Source organism: Burkholderia sp. 9777_1386 (assembly GCF_015712265.1).
Taxonomy (GTDB): domain Bacteria; phylum Pseudomonadota; class Gammaproteobacteria; order Burkholderiales; family Burkholderiaceae; genus Burkholderia; species Burkholderia cenocepacia.
Window position 1 is genome coordinate 243487 of sequence record NZ_JACCQB010000003.1, and the last position, 24562, is coordinate 268048.

Sequence of the window (24562 nt, forward strand, 5' to 3'; positions counted from 1 at the left end):
TGCGGCGTTCAGCGCCGCTCGCTCGGCGCGACGCCCGTCCAGCGCTTGAATGCGCGCGTGAAATTGGCGCGATCGGTATAGCCGACGCGCGCCGCGATCTCGTCGACCGGCAGCCGCGTGCCTTCGAGCAGCCGCAGCGCGTCGCGCAGCCGGATCTCGTCGAGCAGCGCCGAATAGGTCGCGCCGTATTCGGCGAGCTTGCGCTTGAGCGTGCGCGCCGACACATGCAGCTCGCGCGCGACGTCGTCGACCGACGGATAGCCGCCTTCGCCGCAGATCAGCAGGTTGCGCACGCGCTCGACGATGCTCTCCGCATAGCCGAGCCGCGCGAGTTCAGCCTCGCACTGCTGGACGATCATCTGCGCGGTCTGCGCGTTCGCGGTGCCGATCGGCTCGTCGAGCAGCGCGGCGTCGCAGCGGATGCGGTTCGCGCTCGCATCGAAATGGCAGCGCGGCAGCCGCGCGCGATAACGCTCGAACCACGGCGGCTCGGGCCATTCGAAATGGAGTTCGGCACGCGACTGGAGCGTGCGGCCCGGCGTCGGATACAGCAGCGAATTGAACAGGATCGCGGTTTCGACCAGAAAGTTTTCCACCGCGAACTGGCGCAGCCGGCCGAGCGGAAACGCTTCGAGCACGTCGATGTCGACGATGCCGTCGAGCTGCGCGAGCCGCACCGAGAAAAACGGCACGCGCGTCGGCAGGTAGCGGATGCCGAGCGCGATCGCCTCGCCGAGCGTCGCGCAGCTCATCAGCCCGAAGCCGATCAGTCCCGCTTTCGTGAGGCTGCTGCGCAGGCCGATCTCGATCGCGATCGACGGATCGTCGGTCGCGTCGAGCAGGTTGAACACGATCGCCGCCTGCTGCAGCGGCGTGATGCGCGCATCGGGCTGCGCGAGCCGGTCGCGCTCGACGCCCGAGCCGGCGAGAATGCGACCGCCGTCGATGCCGCGCTCCTCGGCCAGCATCAGCATGAACAGCGCATACGCGGACGACACCGTCGCCTTGTTCAACTGGCGCGCGGCATCCGGAACGGACAGGGCCATGCGGCTGACTCCGGAGCGGTTTCGGCGGATTGTAGCGTCGCTGGCCCGCAATGACACCGCGGCCGCACTCTAGCCATGCGACGGCATCGGCCACCGGAGCGCCGGCCAACGTGGCCCGAAATGTCACCACCATTGGCACCGACGGCCCTCGCATGCGCGCCGGCACGCGCCTATGCTTGTCACATCGGCATTGCGCCCCACTCTTTCCGCACGGATTCCGGTCGATGAGCCAACCCGCACGAACCGCCTTTCGCCACGACGCCGACAAGGTCGCGTACGTCCGCCGCGAAGTGAACGCCGCGAGCGACGCGATCCGCGCACGCTTTCCGCTGCTCGACAACCAGAACCTCGTCGGCGCGACCGTGATGGCCGTGTCGGTGAGCGCGATGCTCGCGATCGCGTGGCTGTATGCGCGCGGCGCGATCGCGTGGTACGTCGCGCTGCCGCTCGCCGCGTTCGTCACGTCGCTGATCCACGAGCTCGAGCACGACCTGATCCACCTGATGTACTTCAAGAAGACGCCGTGGGCCTATCACCTGATGATGGCGCTGTGCTGGCTCACGCGGCCCGGCACGATCAACCCGTGGACGCGCCGGCGCATGCACCTGCATCACCACAAGGTGTCGGGCGGCGAATCGGATCTCGAGGAATTCGGCATCACCAACGGCGAGCGCTGGGGCGTGAAGCGCCTGCTGATGATCGCGGACGGCATGCTCGCCGTCGTGCTGCGGCCGGCCGCGATGCGCCGCAAGGTGAAGCAGTACGTGGCCGCGCAGCCGGTGCAGGATCCGTCCGAGCGCCTGCAGTTGCGCATCGAGCAGGTGTCGTCGTACATGCCGGTCGGTCACCTGTACTACACGCTGTGGCACGCGTTCATCGTCTATCACGTCGGCCTGTTCGCGCTGCATGCGTTCGGTTACGCGGTGACGGTGCCGGCCGTCGTCGAACGCGCGATGAGCGTCGTCGATTTCCTGGCGGTGGTGTGGCTCGGGCCGAACTTCGTGCGCAGCTTCTGCATCAACTTCGTCAGCTCGAACATGCACTATTTCGGCGACATCGACTCGCGCAACGTGATCCAGCAGACGCAAGTGCTGAACCCGTGGTGGATGCTGCCGTTCCAGCTGTTCTGCTTCAATTTCGGCAGCACGCACGCGATCCATCACTTCGTGGTGCGCGATCCGTTCTACATCCGGCAACTGACCGCCCGCACCGCGCACGCGGCGCTGCGCGAAGTCGGCGTGCGCTTCAACGACGTCGGCACGTTCGCCCGTGCGAATCGCTGGGGCGGCTATCGCCCGTCTCGCGGCACGCACCACGCGCAGGCCGACGCGTAACGCCGGCGGCGCGCGGCATCAGCGCCTCGTCACTCGCCGATCGGCGGCATCGGCCCCTGCCCGCGGATCCACGACCAGTTCGCGAGTTCGGCCATTTCCTTGTCGCCGCGGCTGTCGCCGTACGCGAACAACTGCTTCGGCGGCCGGTTGCCCCACCATCCGCGCAGCCGCACGACCTTCTGCGGCCCCCAGCAGTTCTCGCCGTCGAGCCGGCCGGCGAAGACGCCGCGCTCGAACGCGAGCCGCGTCGCGAGCACGGCGTCGAAGCCGGCCGCCTTCGCCCACTTCTCCAGATACAGCGACGGCGACGCGCTGACCAGCACGACTTCATGCCCGCGCGCCCGATGCTCGCGGACACGCTCGAGCATTTCCGGACGCACGAGGTTCGGCAGATAGCTATCGACGAACCGGCGCGCCTGCGCATCGAGCACGTCCTCGCGGATCGGCCCGAACGCGAACGACGCGAACTTCGCCTTCGCGTCGCCGCGCGACAGCAGCCCGGCCTTCATCGCGACGATCCACGGCAGCGCGCGCAGCCCGGCCCACGCGAAACGCGGCGTGCCGACCGCCTGGCGGACGAAATGGCGAAAGCTGTCGGTGGTCGTGATGGTGCCGTCGAAATCGAAGGCGGCGACGATGCGGTCGGTCATGGAGAATCGGCGGGAAAGCGATGAGATGCCCGGGAAGATAGCAGACTCGCGGCCGCCCGCGCGAAACCGTCGCGCCCGACACGCGACTGCGCGCGCCGCAGCGCGTGCGGTCGCATCGTTCGCTCAGCGCGACGGCCGCGCGGCCAGCGCCGCCGGCAGCACGACGTTCATCAGGTGATCGGCACGCGACAGCAGGTCGGTCACGCGCTCGTCGAGCCCGCGCAGTTGCGCCGGCTGCATCCGGATCTGCTGGACGGCCTGTCCGACGATGTTGCGGCGGTCGAACAGCGTGCGCTCGACGCCCGCATCGTCCGGCGCGCGCACGACGTCCGACACCGCGCTCAGCGCGGCGAGCACGACCACGAGGTTTTCCTCCGCATGGCGGATCTTGGCGGCGAGTTCCTCGGTACGGCGCGGGAAAAAGCCGAGCGACTGCTTGAGCGCACCGAGCGCCGCGCGATAGTCGACATGGCCGGACGCCGCCCCGAACCAGCGTTCGAACATGCCGGCCTTGCGCGTCGCTTGCGCGAGCATCCCGGCCATCATGTCGGCCGCGCCGAGTTCGTTGAATTCGCGCGTCGTCGCCGCGACCGCTTCGACGAGGTTGCCGGCCGTCTCCAGCGCGCCGTCGCCGATCGTCGCGACCGTCGCGAGCTTCAGCGGCACCAGTTGCCGGATATGCCGCTCGATGCGCGGCGCGTAGTCGGGATAGAGATTCGGAAAGCTGGCCTGCGCGGCGCGGAAGCACGCTTCGAGCTGCGGATGGTTCGATGCGCCGAACAGCGCACGGCCGATTGCGTCGGCGGGCGCCGCACGCACGGCGTGATCGGACGCGGGCGCCGGCCCGAACTCGAGCGCCTGCGGGGCGGGCCGCGCCGGCGCACGCGCGACCGGCGCAGCGGGCGCGGCCGGCGCGTCGAACGCAAGACGCCCGGGCGTGCGCTCGGGCGTCGTATCGAACTCGAGCCGCTTCGGCTCGTCGGACGGATTCGTCATCGCTGCTTCCTGCCCGGCGCGGCGGTGTTCCGCGCGCCGGGCTGCCGCCAGTCAGACCGCGCCGCCGTACGCGCGGACGAAATCGCCGAGGCCACGGTTGTAGCCCGCGCCGACCGCCTTGAACATGAAGTGGCCGTCGCGGCGATAGAAGCTGCCGACCTGCACCGACGTCTCCATCGAGAAGTCTTCCTCGAGCGCGTACTTCGCGATCACCGCGCCCGACACCTCGTCGGCGATCTGGATGTAGCTGTTGCGAACCTGCCCGAAATTCTGCCGGCGCGCTTCGGCCTGGTCGATCGTCACGACCACCGAGATTTCCTCGACGTCGGCCGCAAGCTTCGTCATGTCGATGAAGATCACTTCATCGTCGCCGTCGCCGCTGCCCGTGCGGTTGTCGCCGCTATGCACGACGCCCAGGCACTTCGACGAAGGCATCCCGCGCTTCGGGAAGTCGTCGCCGGGCTGGATGAAGGTTTCCTTGCGCTCCATCGTGCGCACTTCGCTGTTGTAGAACACGAAATGCTGATCCGAGATCAGCTTCGGATTGCTCTGCGCGTCGTACTTGCACAGGAACACCGACACGTCGAGATCGAAATCCGTGCCGGTGTCCGTCGCGTTCGCGTCCCAACCGAGACCGATGCGGAATTTCTGCGTGCCGGGCGCTTCCTTCGACAGGTTGACGCGACCGCCTTTCGACAAATTGATCATCTGAACCTCTCCTGCTGGAACCGCCGTAGCGCCGGCGGCGATGCCGGGCCGCACACGGCGGCCCCTTCGTTGATGGTGTTCGCGCCGCGTGACGCGCGCTTACTTGCCCGCCACCGCCGCGCGGTCTTCCTTGCGCTGCACGACGATCGACGACCACACGGCCGCGGCGATCATCGCCGCGCCGATCAGGCCCGTGACGACCTCCGGCACCTCGAACTTCACGCCCAGGAACATGATCGTCGCGAGCGCGCCGATCGCCCAGAACGCGCCGTGCTCGAGAAAGCGGTACTGCGCGAGCGTGCCCTTCTTCAGCAGCACGAGCGTCATCTCCCGGATGTAGGCCGCGCCGACGCCGAGACCGAGCGCGATCAGGAAAATGTTGTTCGACAGCGCGAACGCGCCGATCACGCCGTCGAAGCTGAACGACGAATCGAGCACTTCCAGATACATGAACCCCGCGACGCCTTCGCGCACCACGCGCGTGCCCGTGTCCTCGCCGCCGACCAGGTCGCCCACGCCGTGCGCGATCACGAAGCCGATCACGCCGAACGCGCCCGCGAGCAGAAAGCTGACCTGCTCGGTCGCCGGCACGTAGAACGACGCGACGATCACGATCGCGAGCGTCAGCGCCACTTCCAGTGCGGTGATGCGGCCGAGATGGCGCATCGGGCCTTCGAGGAAGCCGATCCAGTGCTCGTCCTTCTCGGTGTCGAGCATGAACTTGAAGAACACCATCAGCAGGAACGCGCCGCCGAACGCCGATACCTCGTGATGCGCGGACGTCAGCACCGCCGCGTACTTGTCCGGCGATTCGATCGCGAGCGTCAGCGCGTCCCACAGACCGATATGGCCGATCACCGCGACGATCAGCAGCGGAAACACGAGCCGCATGCCGAACACCGCGACCGGCAGGCCGAACACCATGAAGCGGTTGCGCCACTTCTCCGACCAGTTCTTCAGCACCGACGCGTTGACGACCGCGTTGTCGAGCGACAGCGAAATTTCGAGCACGCACAGGACCGCGACGATCAGCATGTCCTTCACGCCGCCGAGGAGATAGGCCGCGATCAGCGCGAGCGCCGTGAGCGACAACGGGATCTTGAAGTCTTTCAACATGATGGGGTAATCGAGTTCAGAAAAATGGGCAGGCGGGCCGCGCTTACTTCGCGCGCACCCAGTCGCAGAATTCCTGCGTGATCAGCTGTTCGTAGATCTGTTCGTCGCTGAGGTCGAGCGATTCGAGATGCAGGAAGCCGACGTTCGGCATTTCGTCGGCGACTTCCGCGAGGAAGTCGAATTCGCTCGGATCGCCGACGCCGACGAGCGACCAGTACAGCGGGAAATGTTGCGATTCGGTCAGCAACTGGCGCACGCGCTTGCGGTCGTTCTTCGGGTTCTGGCCGTCGGTGACGAACAGCACCCATGCGGGCAGATGGCCGTTCACGGGCGCGGAGGCGGCCGGCGCGGACGGGTCGTCCGCACCGCCGAACAGCCGGCTCAGGAAGCCGCGCTTTTCTTCGCGCTTCGGCTCCGGCGCGCGGAAGAAGAAATCGACGATGTCGTTCATCACCGGCGCGTACTGCGTGCCGCCCCACTTGTCGATCCGCGCGTTGAGCACATGATCGGAAATGTACGAGCCGTAGTTGTCCGGCGTCGCGGTCGGCAGCCGGTCGTAGCCTTCGGTGAAGGTCCACGTGTCGACTTCGCCGTTGTCGTCGAACTTCAGTGCAATGCCGAGAATCCGGTCGTGCGTCTCCTGGATCACGCCCGACTGGTACAGCGGCTTCGCGGAGCCCGAGATGTCGAGCGCCGCGCCGACGCGCACGACCGGCGGCTTCAGGATCTGACGTTTTTCGAGGACGATCGCGACCTTCGCCGCGCGTTTCTCAAGCGTAATCATGCGGTGTTCTCTCAGTTCTCTTAGTTGTGCTTCGGAGCGAATCGGGTGATCAGGTCCTGTTCGAGCTGGCGCAGGCGCGGCGCGTCCTGCTCGCGCTGGCGGCGGCCGTCGGCAATGATCTGCGTGATGTCGTCGAACGCGCCGAACAGCTGCTGCTGCGCGTATTCGAACGTGTCGGTCGAGATCACCGGGCGCTGGCCGAGCTTCGCGACTTCCTGCGCGTTCTGGCGATTCAGGTCGGCCTGCGCGCGGATCGCCTCGTCGGCGGCGTCGTACGTCGCGTTCGCGAGCGCCGCCGCGCGCTTGGTGCTGAGCTGCTCGAGGTAGAGCGCGAACGCATTGGTCCACGCGGGAATCAGCACGGTCTTGATCGTCATGAACTTCGACGTCAGCGTGCGTTTCTGGTCCTGCTCCATCCGGATCTGCGGCGCGAGCTGCTTCGACATCAGCATCGCGCGGTCGAGGTCGTCGAGCTTGCTTTCGAGCGCGTCGACCTTGCGCTTCACGTCGAGCAGGCGCTGCGCGGCGAACGCATCGTCCGCCGGCTGCTGGCCGGCCGCGAGATGCGCGCGCAGCGCCGCGAGCGCCGTTTCGCCGTGCGCCTTCGACTGCGCGAGCTCCTGGTGCAGCGCGTAGTTGTCGTTGTACATCCGCTCGAGCTCGTCGATGCCGGCCTTCTGGCGCTGCGCATGGTTTTCGAGCTCGACGACGAGCGTATCCATCCGCTTGCTCACCGACTCGTATTGCGACAGCAGCTTCTCCTTGGTCGAGCGGAACAGCCGCGTGACCTGCGTGAGCAGCCCGCCCTTGTCGGCGCCGCGCGGGTCGAGCCCCTTCGCGGTCGCGATCAGCTCGTTGAGCTTGTCGCCGAACTGGTCGGCGTCCGACACCCGGACGCTCGCGAGAATCTGCTGGGAGAAGGCGGCGATCCGCGTGCCCTGCGTCGCGCCGAGCTGGTCGATCTCGTCGACGGTGATCAGGCGCGCGTGTTCCGTCGGCTGCGCTGCCGGCACGACGACGTTGGCGACGGCGGCTGGCCCGGCGACGGGCGACAAGGACGGCATGGAAGGACGATCGCTGACCGCATCGGATTTGTTGTCGTCGAATAGCGGCTTCATGTGGCTACCACGTTCCTTTTCTGCTTTTTGCTACGTGTGTTGTCGTGCGCGCAACGCGCGCTTCCGCGATTGCCGCCGTGCTCTCTCACGGGCGGCAGACGGACAATAAATGGCGACGGTGCGGCGCGTCAAGCCAGGCAAGTCTTTCAATTTCCATACGCTTTGTAATATATACGACGGCCATCTCGATACTGCTTCCGGCAATGTAAGGACATATGCGTTGATGGAGCATGAATCCGGAATTCTCGGCACACGCCGACGGAGAGAAATGGAAAGTATTTTGAAAGAATTGGCCTGTCGCCATTCCGCTGATTGTTACAGATTGCTTAACGCGGGCGTCGCGCCCTAGTACGAGTAGCCTTGCGACGCCGGGCGCGCGTCGTGGCGGCGGCCCCACCACGGCAAGTACGCGTTGTTCTCCCCGCGTGCGCGGAACCAGTCCTTGCCGGGATCGATCGGCGTCAGCTTCGACGGTGCGACCACCACCACGGCCGTCGGATGTTCGGTGTCCGTCGTGCCCGCCACAAGCACGTTGCCGCCGAGATGATTTGCGCGGCCGATCGCGAGCGCCACATCGGTCAGCGCCGCGCCGGCCCCCATGTCACCGAGCAGTGCCGACGTATTGAAGGTTTCGCCGCGAAGATCGCTTTCCGGCACGGCTTCGGCGAGCCCTTGCGACAGGGACGCGGCCCTTGACGACGCGGCCGCGCTGCCCTTGCCCGCATCGTGGATAACGTAGTTCAGCGACGAGACCGCGACGCCCGCATTGGCTGCGGCTGCGTCGATCGTCGACTTCCATGCCGGCACCGCGCGGCCCTCGCCTTGCTTCGCGTCGAAATCCTGGACGCTGCCTTGCGCCGCCTTGCCGATCCAGGCCAGCGGTTCGCGCTCGGTTTTCAGATCCGGGCCGGCGAGGAACAACACCACCATGTTCTCGTTGATCTGTTCATCCTGCGGCGGGAAGCTTGGCGCGTCCCAGTTCATCACCCACACGCTTTTGTCGGGATGCGCGGCCAGGTAGTCCAGCGCGGCGTTCAGTGACGTGAAGCCGGCATTGCCGTGGCCCGACGTCACGTGCACGTCGGGCGGTATGTCGCGGATCCATAGATTTTTTGCGGAGGGGTTGCCGATTTCGAAGATGTTGACAACACGATCCTGCAAATATGACGCTGCCAGTTCAGGGTTCAGCCTATCACCGGGAATAGCCAACTCGACTCGCATGCCAGCCAGTTCTCTCCATTTCCGTCGTGACCTCGCGCTGACGGTATAGAAGTAATCCTCGTTCGTGAAATATCGCACACGAAAGAGGACCAGAAGTTTGTCGACGTACTTTTCATAGAACCCGGAAAACGTCTCGCCTCCCCAGTTACCGTCCGCGACGATGGAAACCGCCTGCAAGGTCGAGTATTTTTGGGGTTTTGTGCGCACCATGTCGTCGGCGGCGTTCGGTTTCACCAACCCGAGCGTCCACAGCAATTGCCACTCCGTCGGATAGTCACGACGCTGCAGCGGATTGAGCCATTCAAGTCCGACAACTTGGGCAACAAACGGCGCGACAGAAGCACCTTCGACGGATTGCGTCGATGCGGCGCGCGTCTCAGCCCGCAATGGCGGGCTCGACAAGAGTGTCGCCATCACGATCGAGACGCACCCGATACGTCTGGCAAGAGTGAAGCAGTGCATGAATACCCCGATCGAACCGGCCAACCCCGCGCGCCGGTCCGGCAATTCATTCCCGCCCAGACGACGCCAGACTCGAAATCAGCGTCGCACCGCACGACGTCTTGTGTCCATCGAATGCAGCCGGTTTCCCGTCGACGATGACCTGCGGATCGCCTTCGGCGATAAAGCAGGCCTGATGGCCCGCGATCGGACAGACGCACGTATCGCCGAGCCGGGCGACCGGCCGCCCCATCACTTCGCTGACCGCGCTGCCGATCACGACCTGACCGCCGTGGCTCGTTGCGTCGCCGACTCGAATGATTCCGCGCATGCGTGCTCCTTACTCCGAATAGCCTTGCGACGCAGGGCGCGCGTCGTGACGGCGCCCCCACCACGGCAAGTACGCGTTGTTCTCGCCGCGTGCGCGGAACCAGTCCTTGCCGGCGTCGATTGGCGTCAGCTTCGACGGCGCGACGACGACGACTGCCGTCGGGTGCTCGGGGTCCGTCGTTCCGGCTACGAGCACATTTCCACCGAGGTGATTCGCTCGGCCGATCGCCAGCGCCACATCGGTCAGCGCCGCGCCGGCGCCCATGTCACCGAGCAGTGCCGACGTATTGAAGGTCTGCGTACGGAAATCGTATTCCGGCAGTACTTCCGTCAGCGTCTGCGACAGCGATGCAATTCTTGTCGATGCAGCATCGCTGCCCTTGCCCGCGTCATGCACGATGTAATTCAATGACGATACCGGCACGCCTGCATTAGTCGCCGCCGTATCGATCGTCGACTTCCATGCCTGCACCGCGCGACTCGCGCCTTGCTTTGCGTCGAAATCCTTGACGTTGCTTCGAGCGGCTTTACCGATCCACGCCAGCGGCTCGCGCTCGGTCTTCAGATCCGGGCCGGCAAGGAACAGCACCACCATGTTCTCGTTGATCTGTTCGTCGTTCGGCGGGAAGCTCGGTGCATCCCAGTTCATCACCCACGCGCTTTTGTCGGGGTGGGCGGCCAGATAGTCCAGCGCCGCATTCAACGACGTGAAGCCGGCATTCCCCTGCCCCGATATCACGTGCACATCCGGCGGTGTGTCGTGGCTCCACAGATCTTTTGCCGATGAATTTCCGATCTCGAACGTGCTGATTATTTGATCACGCAAATATGCCTTTGCCTTGATGGGATCAAGACGACCAGAAATTGCCAGTTCAACATGCACGCCAGCCAGCTCACGCCATCTACTTCTGTCACCAGGTTTCACGGTATAGAAATAGTTGGAATCGGTAAAATATCTAGTACGGAACAATACGAGCAACTCGTCGATATATTTCTCGTAAAATCCACCAAATGATTCACGTCCAGAGCTGCCATCCGCAATGATTGAGATCGCTTGAACGGCAGAGTACTTTTTAGGGTTGGCGCGCACCATATCATCATTCTTGTTCGCAGAAGCCAGGCCCAACGTCCACAGCAATTGCCACTCCGTCGGATAGTCACGACGCTGCAGCGGATTGAGCCATTCAAGTCCGACAACTTGGGCAACAAACGGCGCGGCAGACGCACCTTCGACGGATTGCGTCGATGCGGCGCGCGTCTCAGCCCGCAATGGCGGGCTCGACAAGAATGTCGCCATCACGATCGAGACGCACCCGATACGTCTGGCAAGAGTGAAGCAGTGCATGAATACCCCGATCGAACCGGCCAACCCCGCGCGCCGGTCCGGCAATTCATTCCCGCCCGGACGACGCCAGACTCGAAATCAGCGTCGCACCGCACGACGTCTTGTGTCCATCGAATGCAGCCGGTTTCCCGTCGACAATGACCTGCGGATCGCCTTCGGCGATAAAGCAGGCCTGATGGCCCGCGATCGGACAGATACACGTATCGCCGAGCCGGGCGACCGGCCGCCCCATCACTTCGCTGACCGCGCTGCCGGTCACGACCTGACCGCCGTGGCTCGTTGCGTCGCCGACTCGAATGATTCCGCGCATGCGTGTTCCTTATTCCGAATAGCCTTGCGACGCAGGGCGCGCGTCGTGACGGCGCCCCCACCACGGCAAGTACGCGTTGTTCTCACCGCGTGCGCGGAACCAGTCCTTGCCGGCGTCGATCGGCGTCAGCTTCGACGGCGCGACGACGACGACTGCCGTCGGATGCTCGGGGTCCGTCGTTCCGGCTACGAGCACATTTCCACCGAGGTGATTCGCTCGGCCGATCGCCAGCGCCACATCGGTCAGCGCCGCGCCGGCGCCCATGTCACCGAGCAGTGCCGACGTATTGAAGGTCTGCGTACGGAAATCGTATTCCGGCAGTACTTCCGTCAGCGTCTGCGACAGCGATGCAATTCTTGTCGATGCAGCATCGCTGCCCTTGCCCGCGTCGTGCACGATGTAATTCAATGACGATACCGGCACGCCTGCATTAGTCGCCGCCGTATCGATCGTCGACTTCCATGCCTGCACCGCGCGACTCGCGCCTTGCTTTGCGTCGAAATCCTTGACGTTGCTTCGAGCGGCTTTACCGATCCACGCCAGCGGCTCGCGCTCGGTCTTCAGATCCGGGCCGGCAAGGAACAGCACCACCATGTTCTCGTTGATCTGTTCGTCGTTCGGCGGGAAACTCGGCGCATCCCAGTTCATCACCCACGCGCTTTTGTCGGGGTGGGCGGCCAGATAGTCCAGCGCCGCATTCAACGACGTGAAGCCGGCATTCCCCTGCCCTGATGTCACGTGCACATCCGGCGGTGTGTCGTGGCTCCATAAATTTTTGGCGGACGGATTTCCTATTTCGAAGAAGTTAACAATCTGATCTCGCAAATGTGCCGACGCCAGCCCAGGATCGAGTCGGCCCGAGGGGATGGCGAGCTCGATATGCATGCCAGCCAATTCCCGCCACTTCTTCTGGCTATCCGCGCTAACCGTGTAAAAATAGTCCTCATTCGTAAAATATCGCGTCCTGAAAAGGATCAGCAATTCATTGACATACTTTTTATAGAATCCGGAAAATGATTCACGCCCCCGGCGACCATCGGCCACGATAGCAATCGGTTGCAAGGTTGAATATTTTTTAGGATTAACCCGAACCATATCATCGTTGACATTCGGCTTTACCAGGCCGAGCGTCCATAATGTCTGCCACTCGGTACTGTAATCCTTGCGCTGCAGCGGGTTCATCCAGCCAAGCCCGACGACCTGAGCAACGAATGGCCTGGACGCCCCAACTCCGGTGGCCGGAGCCGCCTTCTCGTTCAATGAGGCCGCAACTGCTCGCGGCCCCGCCATCACAGTTGCAAATGCAAATACCATGATTGCCACAAGCCCTGGAACCAGGACTAACCGCTTCATCAGAGTTCCCATGCTCAACAGCGCTCCTGTCGCCTCATCAGACGAAACCAATATTAAAACCGATACACCCAACGCAAGAAGCAATGCACCGCCGGCGACTCCAAATCGACGCGGCCACGTAGCAATGGCCGATCTCATAAAATGCCTCCAAGCTTCATGAAAAATCCACCATCTCGCTCGTCGTGTATCTTGGAAGGCATTTTTGCATGAGCATCCTTGACTACCCAATCCTGCAAAAATGATTTATCGCACTTTCCAGTCAAAATGTATTCCGCCATCTTACCATTCTGACCCTCATCACCCAGACTATTGGCAAATCGCCAATCAGCCTGAATCCTGAGGTCCTGCCAATCCGTCTCTGTCAGATAGCACAGCCCAATTGCCACATCGTAAGCCAGTGCCTTTTCAGCATGATCCTTGTTGGTCATGATGGTCGAATGGTTGGTGGGGTTATTCTTGTCCCCGCCGTTCAGAATCTGGAATATCTCGTTGTTCCGCCATTCGGTATAGTCAGCACTCGCTGACGCCGGATTATCCTCCCCGACCACATTTCCGTTCTTGTCGACCCAGCGGCGATTTCCGGACCTTCTCGCTTCCATCCGAAGAATGGAATGATCCTCATACCGCTGCGCAGCCTCGGACGCCGCGTCCCCCTGCGCCTTCAGCGCATCACCCTCGGTCTTGAATTTTTCCGACTTCGCGTCGAAGTTGTCGTATGGATCGTCATCACGCTTGTTCTCCTTGTTGGCGTCACGCCCAGCCGACGGCGGATCGTAACCCTCGTTGAAGCGCCCTTCCTCAATCGGTTTCCCTTGCGCATCGCAAGCGCCCGACGGCTTACCGTAGCGCAACGCCTGCGGGAGGAAGCGCGTTTCCTTGTCGAGCATCGGCGCCGTAATCGGGATTTCCCAATTTTTCGGTGGCTCGGCATTGACTGCCATGTCCGTCAAATTGAACAGGTAGAAGACCGGACTCGTTGCAAGCGTGAAAATCTTCGCGATCCACCCTTCATTGGAATGCATACCTCGTCCAAGACCATACCGCGCCGGTGGTGATGGCGGATACCAGAAACCTTCCTTCTGGTTCTTGTCCTTGCGCCAGTCATCCTGCCAGTACCGATAGAGCTTGCTCTCTCCGCCCACCTCGAAATTCGATGCGAACACGCGTTGCGAAAAAACGCCCCACGCGTTCGTCGCACTGATTTCATCGATACTCATCCCGCGCCAGCCGATTCCCTGAACGGTCAGGGCGGAAATGACCTGATCGTGCGGGCAGCAGTACAGCGTCACTCTTCCGTAGGTGTTTTTCTGGTACAGCCCATGCGCCTCCCGGTCCTTGGCTGCGCTATACGGTTTGCCTCCATCCTTCGACGGTCTCGCGCTTTCCATCGCGCGATCGAGATCCTCCGCAGGCATCTCGAGCTCGGCCCGGGCACGCAGGATATCGAAGTACGCCCTCAACGTCTCCTTGCGCGCGACATAGGTCTCGCGCCCCACGTGACCGTTCTTGTCGCGCACTCCGCGCTGGGCCCATGAGTCGGTCATGTTGGCCTCGACGAGACTGTACGGAGGATTGGCGAGCACATAAGTGTCGGCGACGCAGCGCCCTTTCTTGCCCCACTGATCCGTCACCTCGGGCAACCGGTCGCCGAGGAATGCGGCGGCAAGGCCGATCATGTTTCCCTGGCTGTGGCACACGATCGTGATCGGCGCGTCGGCCTGTCGTTTGCGGATCGACTCGACCAGGCGTGCCAGCCGCAGCGCGCCAAGTACGCCGTAAGTGCGCGGCGGCGTGGAGTAGATTTTTCGATTGCCGATGCTGTTCATGTGCTGAACGGTCAGCCACAGAAAGAGCCGATCGTTCAACCCGTCGTTCCACAGATCCGGCAGACTCGAACACCCGCCCGCGAACGGACCACCGCCCCAGTAATTCTTCTCGTTGAGCATGATCTTGTCGCCATACTCCTTCAGCTCCTCCGCATTCGCGGCATAGCCCCACCGAAAGTGGATGACGGGCGAAAACGACGGATCGGGCTTGATGTACGTCTTCGACGACATTTCCGGATTCAGGAAGCCGTCCGGCGTCAGGCTTTCGATATAGCTGACCGGCGTCATCTGCCCGGCCACCGGCCCCCAATGGAACAGCTGATCGTCATAACGCCCCATGCGCCGGTTCAACCCGGCACACAGCCCCTTCTCGGCCTCCTGGAACCATTCCCCTTCCGAATTCACCCCGTGCACGAAAATGACGACGCCCGGCAGCGGCATCTGCATCACGCACTCGAGGTCGTTGCGGTTGAACAGCGTCGTCCCCAGTCCACCACCCACCGGAGTCTGCGACGGGTCGTCCGTCGACGGTTGCCCGCCCGGGTTCTGCGCAAAGTTGTAGTTGAACATGTTGTTTTTCTTGAAGACTCGGCTCAGGTTCTCGACTTGAAGAAGCGAACCGCCAATTGTTCGAACTGGTCGCTGCTGACCGGCGCCAGCTTGCCTTGCGCGTCGGTCTTCCCCTTGATCAATTCGCCCGACGCCTTTCGCACCTCGGCTTCCATGCCCTCGACCGGCTGTCCGTCGGTGGCCCGGACCAGCTTCGGCACCCGCCCCAGCGAGCCCTGGTCGAACTTCGGAAAGTCGGCGCTCATGCTCGCCGGCCCGGCCCACGTATGCGACGCCGACTTGACGGTGAAACTCCCCGGACACCCGAGCTCGATATCGCCGCCCTGCAGCTTCAGGTACGCGCCGCCCGACGTCACGAACACGACCTGCTCGCTGGCCATGCCCGCGAGCTTGCCGCCGCCCGCCGTCATCTGGATGTTCTTCGCCGAATCGATCTGCGTGTCGTCGTTCTGGCTCTGCAGCGCCACTTTCCCCTGGTTGGCGATCGCCGACACGCCCTCGCTGTGCGCGAACATCGCCACGCCATGCCCGGCCTGCAGGTTGATCCGCTGCCCGCTCGTGTACTGCAGGTGGTTCTGCGCGACGACATCGACGTTGCCGCCCGCATGGGTCGTCACGGTCTTCGGCGTCGCCATGCTGATGCCGGCCGGCGCGGTGATGCCGATCGCGGCCATCGACGCGCCTGACGACTCCCCGCCGTCGGACGCCTTGCCATTCGGCCAGCCTTTCACCGTGGTCATGAGCGCATCGTGCGGCTGCGTATCCGGCGCCACGCCCTGATGCTGGCCCGCATAGTCGCCGAGACTCTTGAACAGTTCGACGCATTCCTGCATCAGTTGCAGATACTCGTCGCGCGCGAGGTGGCCGTCGCTCGCGCGCAGCCGCTCCCAGGCCGAAATCAGCATCGCCTTGCCGCTGCGAATCGCCACATGCGCATCGCTGCGCAACTCCGCGCCTTCGCCGCGCGCCGTACCCTGCCCGTTGTCGCGCGGCTGCGTCAGATAGCCGAGGTTCAGCTGACTGTACGCATGCTCGCTCGCCAGCTGGCTGCTGATCTGCCCGGGCGTATCGTCGAAGCGGATCTGGTTGTAGCGCTGCCCCTTGATTTCCTTCGTCTTCGTGCCGGAAAGATAGCGGTTGCCCGGCAGTGCGCCGGTATGGCTGAAGGTCGCCGGCATGTTCGGCCCGTTGGCCAGCACGCCCATCACGACCAGCCGGTCCGGATCGCCGCCGATATGGCCGATCAGCACTTCCATGCCGACGCGCGGCAACGTATTCGCGCCGAAGCTCGGCCCGGCGAGCGCGCAGGCGACGCGCACCGGCGCGCTGTCGGACGGCGTGCCGCTCGTGCCGGCGCCCTGCGCGTGCGCATGATCGTCCGCGCTGAGCCCCTGGATCCGCACCCGGATGCGGCCCATTTCATCGCAGAACACCTCCTCGCCCTCCGGCCCGACGACGACCGCCGTCATCGGATGAACCGGCGGCAGGTCGACGTGGGGATCGTAGGCCGGCGTCAGCGGCACGCCGCGCCGCACGCACGAGAACGTATTCTCGTAGCGCCTGTCGCTTTCGTCGCCCGGCTTGCCGCTCAGGTCGGCCGGCACCGCGTTGAACAGCACGCGGCTTGCCGCGAACAGCGATTGCGCGCGCTCGTTCAGTTCCTTCGGCAGGTTATTGCGCACGCAATGATGAAGCGACGTGACGACGAACTGCCGCTGTTCGGCCGGCAACGTATCGAGTTGCGGATGCTCGGCGAGCGCAAACCAGTGACCGACGGCAAGATCACGCACATTGCTCACGCCGTCGACGGATTCGGCACGCAGTTCATGCGCCAGCATCCGGTCCTTGCCGATCCGGTCGAGATCGGACGACGAATCCCCGGCATGCGGGATATCGATGACGACGTCGGCCAGCAAATGCCCGAGGTCGTTGCCGCCGTCGCCCTGATCGACGATCGTCGCCTGCTCGGTTTGCGACATCCGGCCGCTCTTGTAGTCCCACGTCGGCCGGACGACCTTGCCCGGGATCAATCGGCGGCTCGTCGCCCACAGCGTGATCGAGTCGCGCGCCTCGGTGGCGGCGTCGCGATGGTATCGGATCGTGCCGGCGACCGTCTCCGGCAACTTCATCGAGTCATCGGCAAAGACGAGCGTATGCACCGGCGTGTCGTGCGCTTGGCCGCTCGCCCGCTCGCCTGCCTTGCCCGCCTTGACGAATACGGTCGCCCCGTCCCGTCGCAACAGCCGCCGGATGAAGTGCGCGTCCGACTCGTTGACCTGCCGCGTGAGTTCACGCGCGGGGTAACGCGCGGCTTGCAGACCGGACAGGTCGAACTCGAATGCGCCCGCGAGCGCCGAGCTGCGCTGGCGCCATTCCTGAAGCAGCACACCCAGGATGTCGGGCAGGCTCTTGGACCGAAACAACCGCGAATTGGTCCGCCGCTCCATCACGGACAGCACGTCGCGAATCGTCAGCTGGTAGCAGGTCAGCGAACCGTCCGACTGCCCGGTGCGGACGTCGGTGACGATGCCGTTGATGGGATGAAGACGCCCGCGATCGGTCGTCATCTCGACGGAAACCGGCAGTCCGATGAAGCTGCGGATCGGCAGATCGGCCCGTGCCGACACGCAGGTCAGATGCCCCTCGATACCCGTCATCAGCCCTTCCCGGATATCGGCATACTGGAGCGCAAGCACTTGCTCGAGCGTTTTCTGGGCAGGCCCCCAGTTCATGCGAACCGGTCGATTGTTCTGATCGACCACCCCCGACGCAAACGTGCGTAGTAATTCGGCTGTATTCACAGCGTGACTCTCAGGATTTTGTTTGACTTCGTTGTTCGGCGAGCAATCACGCCCGCTGGTCCGTCCTGGGAGTGCCGCCCGTCTGGTTTTCGGCGAGCATAGCAAATTTGTCAGGTTGGTGACGGCTTTTTGACAGGATTTAGAATCCTTTTTGCACGGCGCGCAACGGGCTCAACCGTTCACTTTCTTTCGAAGTCGGCCGATCCCGTCCCGCGCCCCTCGAGCGTCGTCCCGGTGTCGGTCCCGTCCGCGCCGCATTCCCGATACGGGCCGGACGAACTGCACCGCCAAGTCACGAATCGTGAATCCCATCGTCCGTCGATACCGGCGAACGTCGCGGCCGAAATGCAGATCCTCGGCCGACGTCATCTCGTCCGGATGGCACGAGGCTACGACGCTTCCCCGCTGCGCCACCGCGTCAATGCACGGCCTTGCGATACAGCGCAACGTACCCCGCGAGCATCAGCAGCAACGATCCGCTGACCCGGTTCAGCCACTTCTCCCCCGCGGCCTTCCATACGCGGACCGAATGCACGCCCAGCAGCGCGTAACCGGTCATCCCGATCACGTCGATCGCGACGATCGTCGCCGCGAGAATCGCGTACTGCGGCGCGATCGCATGCGACCGGTCGACGAACTGCGGCAGCAGCGCCGACATGAACAGGTAGTACTTCGGGTTGCTCATCGCGACGAAGAAGCTCTTCAGAAAGGCGCTCCGGCGATCGGGCGTCGCAGGCACGCAGGGCTGCGCAGCCGCGGCCCCGCCGCTCGACATCAGCATCCGGATGCCGACATACGCGAGCCACGCCGCACCGAGCAGCTTCAGCGTCACGAACGCCGTTTCCGACGCGTCGAGCAGCACGCCGAGGCCGAACCCGACCAGCGCGACTAGCACGACGTCGGCGGTGACGGCGCCGAGCATGCCGACCATCGCGTGACGCAATCCGTAGCGCGAACCGTTGCTCATCGCGAGCAACACCGTCGGGCCCGGCGTCGCGACACCGACGGACAGGATCAGCGCAAAGGCGAGCAAGGCGGAGAGCGACATGGCGTGGCGTTCCTTTTGAAGAGTGCGGTACGGACGGCATCGTCGTCGTGATCGGGCCACCAGGCCGCAACCGGTGCGCACGGTTTGTTACGACGAATGCGGTCTTCGCATGATCGCATGCTCGCCCCGACGCCCGCTCGGCGGTTGTGCACCGTCGCCGGTAAACCGCACCCAGTTATCTCAAATAGTGGACCGACCCCTCCGTAAACGACAATGATTCTCGTTTACGTTAGACTCCGCCGCTCGATAAAAATACGTCCGCGACAGCACGGACGCGTCACGCCGCCCGGATTCCGACTTGCCGCCCTGGGATGGATCACCGACCACACCCGATTTGCGTCCCATGTCGACACTTTCGTTACCCGTCCTGCGTCTCACGCCGATTGCCTTCGGCATTGCACTCGCCTGCACCTTCCCGGCCGCCGCCGGGGCCCAGCAGGCCACTTCCGCCGCCAACGCCGCGCCCGACGCCACCGTGCTGCCGTCGATCAACGTGACCGGCGCGGCCGAGCCGCTGCCCGGCGACCTCGCGCCGACCTACGCCGGCGGCCAGGTCGCGCGCGGCGCGGATTTCGGCGTGCTCGGCCGGCAAAAGGCGAGCGACGTGCCGTTCAGCATGACCACCTATACGTCGAAACTGATCGAGGACCAGCAGGCGCGCACGCTCGCCGACGTGCTCGACAACGATCCGGCCGTGCGCAGCGCATCGGGCTACGGCAACTTCTCGCAGGTGTTCGTCATCCGCGGTTTCGCGCTCGCCGGCGACGACGTGTCGCTGAACGGCCTGTACGGCGTCACGCCGCGGCAACTCGTCCAGACCGATGCGGTCGAGCGTGTCGACGTGTTCAAGGGCGCGAATGCATTCCTGAACGGTGCATCGCCGAACGGCTCGGCGGTCGGCGGCGGCGTGAACCTGCAACTGAAGCACGCGGACGACAAGCCGCTCACGCGCGTCACCGTCGACGGCGCGACATCCGGCTCGCTCGGCACGCATGTCGACCTCGGCCGCCGGTTCGGCAGCGAAGGCCAGTTCGGCGTGCGCGTGAACCAGTCGATCAGCGGCGGCGACACCGCCGTCGACGACGAGCGCCGCCGCAGCAACGTGACCGCCGTGTCGCTGGACTGGCGCGGCGACACATTGCGTCTGTCCGGCGACTTCCTGTATCAGCGGCAGCGGATCGACAACGGCCGCCCGATCGTGCTGGTCAGCGGCAGCCCGTTGCCCGCCGTGCCGTCCGCGACGCACAACTATGCGCAGCCGTGGAGCTTCAGCGAACTCGAGGACACGGTCGGCATCGTGCGCGCCGAGTACGACTTCCTGCCCGCGTGGACGGCCTACGTATCGGCCGGCGCACGCCATACGAACGAGCACGGCGACTACTACACGCCGACCTACTCGTCGTCCGGCACGACCGGCTCGCGCCTGAGCGTGCCGCACAAGGAAGATGCGCAGTCGGCCGAGGCCGGCGTGCGCGGCCGCTTCACGACCGGCCCCGTGTCGCACTTCGTGACCGCCGGCGCGTCGTTCATCCGCATCGACAGCCAGTCCGCTTACACGATGTCGAACGCGTTCCCGACGACGCTCTACGATCCGGCGCCGGTCGCGTCGCCGCCCACCGCCTACGCGGGCGGCGACATGAACGATCCGGGCACGGTCACGAAGACCTGGCTGCGCAGCCTCGCGGTGTCCGATACGCTCGGCTTCCTCGACGACCGCGTGCTGTTCACGCTCGGCGCGCGGCGCCAGTCGATCTCGGTCGACAACTTCGACTACACGGGCGCGGTCACCAGCACCTACAGCAACGCGATCACGACGCCGGTATTCGGTCTCGTCGTGAAGCCGTGGCGCAACGTGTCGATCTTCGCGAACCGCAGCGAAGCGCTCGCGCAGGGCGAGATCGCGCCCAACACCGCGCGCAACGCGGGCCAGGCGCTGTCACCGTACCGGTCGAAGCAATATGAAGCCGGCGTCCGCTACGACACCGACAAGTACGGCGCGTCGCTCGCGCTGTTCCAGATCGAGAAGCCGATGGCGTACACCGATCCGGCGACGAACCTGTTCGGCGCCGACGGCACGCAGCGGCACCGCGGCATCGAGACGGCCGTGTACGGCGAGCCGTGGAAAGGCGTGCGGCTGATCGCCGGCGCCACGTACCTCGACGCGACGCTGCAGAACACGGCCGGCGGCACGAACGACGGCCACCGGCCGATCGGCGTGCCGTCGTTCCTGCTCAACGCGGGCGCCGAATACGACGTGCCGATGCTGCGCGGGCTCACGCTGACCGCGCGCTGGATCCACACCGGGCCGCAGTACCTGGACGTCGCGAATACGATGTCGATCCAGGCATGGGACCGCTTCGACCTCGGTGCGCGTTACGCGACGGACGTGTTCGGCAAGAAGACGACGTTCCGCGCGACCGTGCGCAACGTCGCGAACAAGTCGTACTGGTCGTCGACGATCGGCGGATACCTGACGCAGGGCGACCCGCGCTCGGTGTGGCTGTCGATGACGACGGATTTCTGACGGGCGCCGAAGGGAGTGGCGGGCTGCCGCCAGAGTTTGCTATACTCTCGGTCTTCCGGAGAGATGGATGAGTGGTTTAAGTCGCACGCCTGGAAAGCGTGTATAGGTTAATCGCCTATCGGGGGTTCGAATCCCCCTCTCTCCGCCAGGATTCAAATGCCCGCGCCCGCGGGCATTTTCGTTTCCGGACGCACGTCGATACGCGCTCCCCCCGCCCCGCTGATCACGGGTGCCGAATGTAATCCACCAGCGCCCTCGTGTATTCATCCGGCCGCTTGTCGCACAGACTCACCGCGATCGCCACCGCAAACCCCGCCGGCACGCCGAACACGCCTGAGCTGATCGGCTCGATCCCGAACCACGGGCGCCCGGCGAACCCGGTCAGTTGCGTGAAGAACGGATAAGTCGACACGATGTAGTACACGCACACCGCCAACCCGGTCACCATCCCGGCAATCGCGCCGCGCGTCGTGGTGCGCTTCCAGAACACCCCCAGCACCAGCACCGGAAAGAAGCTCGACGCCGCCAGCGAAAACGCGGCGCCGACGAGAAACAGGATCTTCCCGGTATTGAGCGACGCGACATACGACGCGAACAGCGCCACCCCCAGCAGCAGCACCTTCGAAATCGTCACGCGCCGCTGGCTCGACGCATCCGGCGCGACCATGCAGTAATAGACGTCGTGCGACAGCGCGTTCGCGATCGTCAGCAGCAGCCCGTCCGCGGTCGACAGCGCCGCCGCCAGCGCACCGGCCGCGATCAGCCCCGACACCACGTACGGCAGCCCCGCGATCTCCGGCGCGGCCAGGACCACCATGTCCGGCTGCATCTGGATTTCCGACCAGTGCACGATGCCGTCCCGGATCACCTCGACGACACTGATCAGGTCGGGTTCGAAGTGATGCCACTGCGTAACCCACGCCGGCAATTCGGCGAACGGCCGCCCGACGAGATTCGCGAGGATCTCGTACTTGATCAGCACCGCGAGCACCGGCACGCTCAGGTAGAACAGCGCGATGAAGAACAGCGTCCAGCCGACCGAGCGCCGTGCCGACGCGACCGACGTGGTCGTGTTGTAGCGCGTCAGGATGTGCGGCAGGCTCGCGGTGCCGAGCGACAGGCACAGCAGCAGCGCGAGGAAGTTCCGCTCGCGCGGCTTGCGTTCATCCTCGCTCGCGGCCGGAAACGGCTCGTGCATCGGCACGGGCGGCTCGGCCCGCGCGAGCAGGTCGTCACGCACCTGCGTCCACGCCACGCGCGCCGCCGCCGGATCGCGCGGGAAATCGGCCAACTCGCGCTCGCGCAGGCTGATCTCGCGCAGCGGCCCGTTGTGGCGCCGCAGGTCCGCGAGCTGGTCGACGAGATGCCGGCGCGCATCCGCGTACGACGCCGGCAACCGGTCGAGCCGCGTCTGGATATCCGCGGCCTGCCGGCGGTATGCATCACGCACCTGCTGCTCGTCGCGCGCGTCGCGCACCTGCGCCTCGCGCGCCGCGACGCGCTCCATCAGCGTGCCGTAATTGAACTGCGGCACGGGGCCGAGCCCGTTCTTCATCGCGATCAGCGAGACCGGAATCAGGATCGCGCTGATCAGGATGATGTACTGCGCGACCTGGGTCCACGTGACCGCGCGCATTCCGCCGAGAAACGAGCACACGAGAATGCCCGCGAGCCCGCAGAAGATCCCGATCGCGAAATCGACGCCGATGAAACGCGTCGCGATCAGGCCGATCCCCTGGATCTGCGCGACGAGGTACACGAACGAACACAGGATCGCCGCGCCGGCCGCGAGCGCGCGCACGGCCGTGCTCGAAAAACGCGTGCCGAGAAAATCCGGAATCGTGTAGCGCGCGAGCTTGCGCACATACGGCGCGAGCAGGAACGCGACGAGGCAGAATCCGCCCGTCCAGCCCATCACGTACGCGAGCGCGTCGTAACCGGTGGCGTAGAGCGAGCCGGCCAGGCCGATGAAGGACGCGGCCGACAGCCAGTCGGCCGCCGTCGCCATCCCGTTGAACGCGGACGGCACGCGCCGCCCGGCCACGTAGTACTCGACGAGATCGGACGTGCGCGACAACAACCCGATCACCGCGTACACGGCGATCGGCACGAACAGGAACACGTAACCGATCCAGACGCCCGAGCCGGTCGCGCGCTCGATCCGCCACATCAGCAGCACGAAGCCGAGAAACCCGAGCGTATAAAGCGCGTATGCGCGTATCAGTCGACGCGTCAACATGAATCAGCGCCCGCCGTTCGGATGGCCGGCGCGTGCCGCATGCTCGTCGTACGCGCGGCGCAGCGTGCGGTCCGCGCGCTGCATCAGCCCGATGTAGACGACGATCAGCACGAGGTAGACGAGAATCGCGCCCTGCGCGCCGACATAGAACGGCAGGCTGAAGCCGGCGAAGCGAATCCCGGCGAGCGCGGGCCCGAAGAACGGCACGATGAACGACACCGCGAAGCCGATCACCATCAGCACCGCGATCAGCGCGACGTTGAAGCGCCAGTAGCGCGCATGCGCACGCGCGAGCGGCTCGGGAACGGGGGGTGGCGCGGCGGGCGCCGAACGGGTCGGAACGGTCATGCCGTTATGTAGCAAAAAGCCCCTGCGCGGGCAATCGGGATTGCCGCGCAGGGGCTCGCGCGTGACGCGCGACCGGCAGGCGCTCAGCGCACTTCGGTGAGCTGCTCGAGGATGGCCGGGTTCTCGAGCGTGGACGTGTCCTGCGTGATCGCCTCGCCCTTCGCGAGCGAGCGCAGCAGGCGCCGCATGATCTTGCCCGAGCGCGTCTTCGGCAGGTTGTCGCCGAAGCGGATGTCCTTCGGCTTCGCGATCGGTCCGATCTGCTTGCCGACCCAGTCGCGCAGCGTCTTCGCGAGCGCCGCCGCTTCGTCGCCTTCCGGGCGCGAACGCTTCAGCACCACGAACGCCACGACCGCCTCGCCCGTCGTATCGTCCGGACGGCCGACCACCGCTGCCTCGGCCACGAGTGCATGCGACACCAGCGCCGACTCGATCTCCATCGTGCCGAGCCGGT

Annotated in this window: 20 protein-coding genes and 1 tRNA gene; 3 read left to right on the top strand and 18 right to left on the bottom strand. The window is 64.7% G+C overall.

Features of this window, described 5'->3' with window-relative positions; genetic code table 11:
* Nucleotides 1-8: 8 nt before the first annotated feature.
* On the bottom strand, nt 9-1046 hold the full coding sequence (locus H0X91_RS04840; protein WP_006486061.1) for an AraC family transcriptional regulator: 1038 nt from the start codon (nt 1044-1046) through the stop codon (nt 9-11).
* A gap of 224 nt (nt 1047-1270) precedes the next feature.
* Here H0X91_RS04840 and H0X91_RS04845 point away from each other — a divergent pair, with 224 nt between their 5' ends.
* Nucleotides 1271-2380, top strand: coding sequence for a fatty acid desaturase (locus tag H0X91_RS04845; RefSeq protein WP_006486053.1), 1110 nt, complete (start codon nt 1271-1273; stop codon nt 2378-2380).
* 29 nt (nt 2381-2409) lie between these two features.
* Here H0X91_RS04845 and H0X91_RS04850 read toward each other — a convergent pair whose 3' ends face one another.
* From H0X91_RS04850 to H0X91_RS04915, 14 genes are all read right to left on the bottom strand, one after another.
* The gene (locus H0X91_RS04850; RefSeq protein WP_196432852.1) at nt 2410-3030 is read right to left on the bottom strand and encodes an HAD family hydrolase; all 621 of its coding nucleotides are present in this window, start codon (nt 3028-3030) and stop codon (nt 2410-2412) included.
* 123 nt (nt 3031-3153) lie between these two features.
* Entirely contained in the window at nt 3154-4026 is an 873-nt protein-coding gene (locus tag H0X91_RS04855; protein WP_058901633.1) for a hypothetical protein, read from the bottom strand.
* Nucleotides 4027-4077: 51 nt separating this feature from the next.
* Entirely contained in the window at nt 4078-4734 is a 657-nt protein-coding gene (locus H0X91_RS04860; RefSeq protein ID WP_006482759.1) for a TerD family protein, read from the bottom strand.
* Nucleotides 4735-4833: 99 nt separating this feature from the next.
* On the bottom strand, nt 4834-5850 hold the full coding sequence (locus tag H0X91_RS04865) for a DUF475 domain-containing protein (RefSeq protein ID WP_006482747.1): 1017 nt from the start codon (nt 5848-5850) through the stop codon (nt 4834-4836).
* A 43-nt stretch (nt 5851-5893) separates the two neighbouring features.
* Nucleotides 5894-6634: a VWA domain-containing protein gene (locus H0X91_RS04870; RefSeq protein ID WP_006482762.1), complete on the bottom strand. Its 741-nt coding sequence runs from the start codon at nt 6632-6634 to the stop codon at nt 5894-5896.
* A 20-nt stretch (nt 6635-6654) separates the two neighbouring features.
* Nucleotides 6655-7752: a toxic anion resistance protein gene (locus tag H0X91_RS04875; RefSeq protein WP_196432853.1), complete on the bottom strand. Its 1098-nt coding sequence runs from the start codon at nt 7750-7752 to the stop codon at nt 6655-6657.
* A gap of 345 nt (nt 7753-8097) precedes the next feature.
* Nucleotides 8098-9435 (bottom strand): virulence factor, encoded by a 1338-nt coding sequence (locus H0X91_RS04880; RefSeq protein ID WP_196432857.1) that lies wholly within the window; start codon nt 9433-9435, stop codon nt 8098-8100.
* A 46-nt stretch (nt 9436-9481) separates the two neighbouring features.
* Nucleotides 9482-9745 (bottom strand): PAAR domain-containing protein, encoded by a 264-nt coding sequence (locus H0X91_RS04885; protein WP_059721189.1) that lies wholly within the window; start codon nt 9743-9745, stop codon nt 9482-9484.
* 9 nt (nt 9746-9754) lie between these two features.
* Nucleotides 9755-11089 carry a virulence factor gene (locus tag H0X91_RS04890; protein ID WP_196432858.1) on the bottom strand — a complete coding sequence of 445 codons (1335 nt, stop codon included), beginning with the start codon at nt 11087-11089 and terminating at the stop codon, nt 9755-9757.
* A 46-nt stretch (nt 11090-11135) separates the two neighbouring features.
* Entirely contained in the window at nt 11136-11399 is a 264-nt protein-coding gene (locus tag H0X91_RS04895; protein ID WP_006482760.1) for a PAAR domain-containing protein, read from the bottom strand.
* Between the two features lie 9 nt (nt 11400-11408).
* Nucleotides 11409-12890 (bottom strand): virulence factor, encoded by a 1482-nt coding sequence (locus H0X91_RS04900; RefSeq protein ID WP_162838537.1) that lies wholly within the window; start codon nt 12888-12890, stop codon nt 11409-11411.
* Nucleotides 12887-15148 carry a T6SS effector phospholipase Tle3 domain-containing protein gene (locus H0X91_RS04905; protein WP_196432854.1) on the bottom strand — a complete coding sequence of 754 codons (2262 nt, stop codon included), beginning with the start codon at nt 15146-15148 and terminating at the stop codon, nt 12887-12889. Before H0X91_RS04905 ends, H0X91_RS04900 begins: the two co-directional genes overlap by 4 nt.
* A gap of 23 nt (nt 15149-15171) precedes the next feature.
* On the bottom strand, nt 15172-17949 hold the full coding sequence (locus H0X91_RS04910; RefSeq protein ID WP_060264706.1) for a type VI secretion system Vgr family protein: 2778 nt from the start codon (nt 17947-17949) through the stop codon (nt 15172-15174).
* Between the two features lie 418 nt (nt 17950-18367).
* Nucleotides 18368-18997, bottom strand: coding sequence for a LysE family translocator (locus tag H0X91_RS04915; protein WP_006482752.1), 630 nt, complete (start codon nt 18995-18997; stop codon nt 18368-18370).
* A 343-nt stretch (nt 18998-19340) separates the two neighbouring features.
* On the opposite strand from H0X91_RS04915, the gene H0X91_RS04920 reads away from it, so the two are divergent.
* Both H0X91_RS04920 and H0X91_RS04925 read left to right on the top strand, forming a co-directional pair.
* Nucleotides 19341-21521, top strand: a complete 2181-nt coding sequence (locus tag H0X91_RS04920; protein ID WP_062911308.1) for a TonB-dependent receptor — start codon at nt 19341-19343, stop codon at nt 21519-21521.
* Between the two features lie 57 nt (nt 21522-21578).
* Nucleotides 21579-21669 (top strand) — tRNA-Ser (locus tag H0X91_RS04925).
* Between the two features lie 75 nt (nt 21670-21744).
* Here H0X91_RS04925 and H0X91_RS04930 read toward each other — a convergent pair.
* The 3 genes from H0X91_RS04930 to H0X91_RS04940 all read right to left on the bottom strand — a co-directional run.
* The gene (locus H0X91_RS04930) at nt 21745-23760 is read right to left on the bottom strand and encodes a sodium:solute symporter family protein (RefSeq protein WP_006482756.1); all 2016 of its coding nucleotides are present in this window, start codon (nt 23758-23760) and stop codon (nt 21745-21747) included.
* A 3-nt stretch (nt 23761-23763) separates the two neighbouring features.
* A complete protein-coding gene (locus H0X91_RS04935) occupies nt 23764-24108 on the bottom strand; it encodes a DUF4212 domain-containing protein (protein WP_006482758.1) in 345 nt (114 codons plus the stop codon).
* A gap of 83 nt (nt 24109-24191) precedes the next feature.
* On the bottom strand, nt 24192-24562 hold a 371-nt coding region (locus H0X91_RS04940; RefSeq protein ID WP_442859761.1), incomplete at its 5' end, for an AMP-binding enzyme.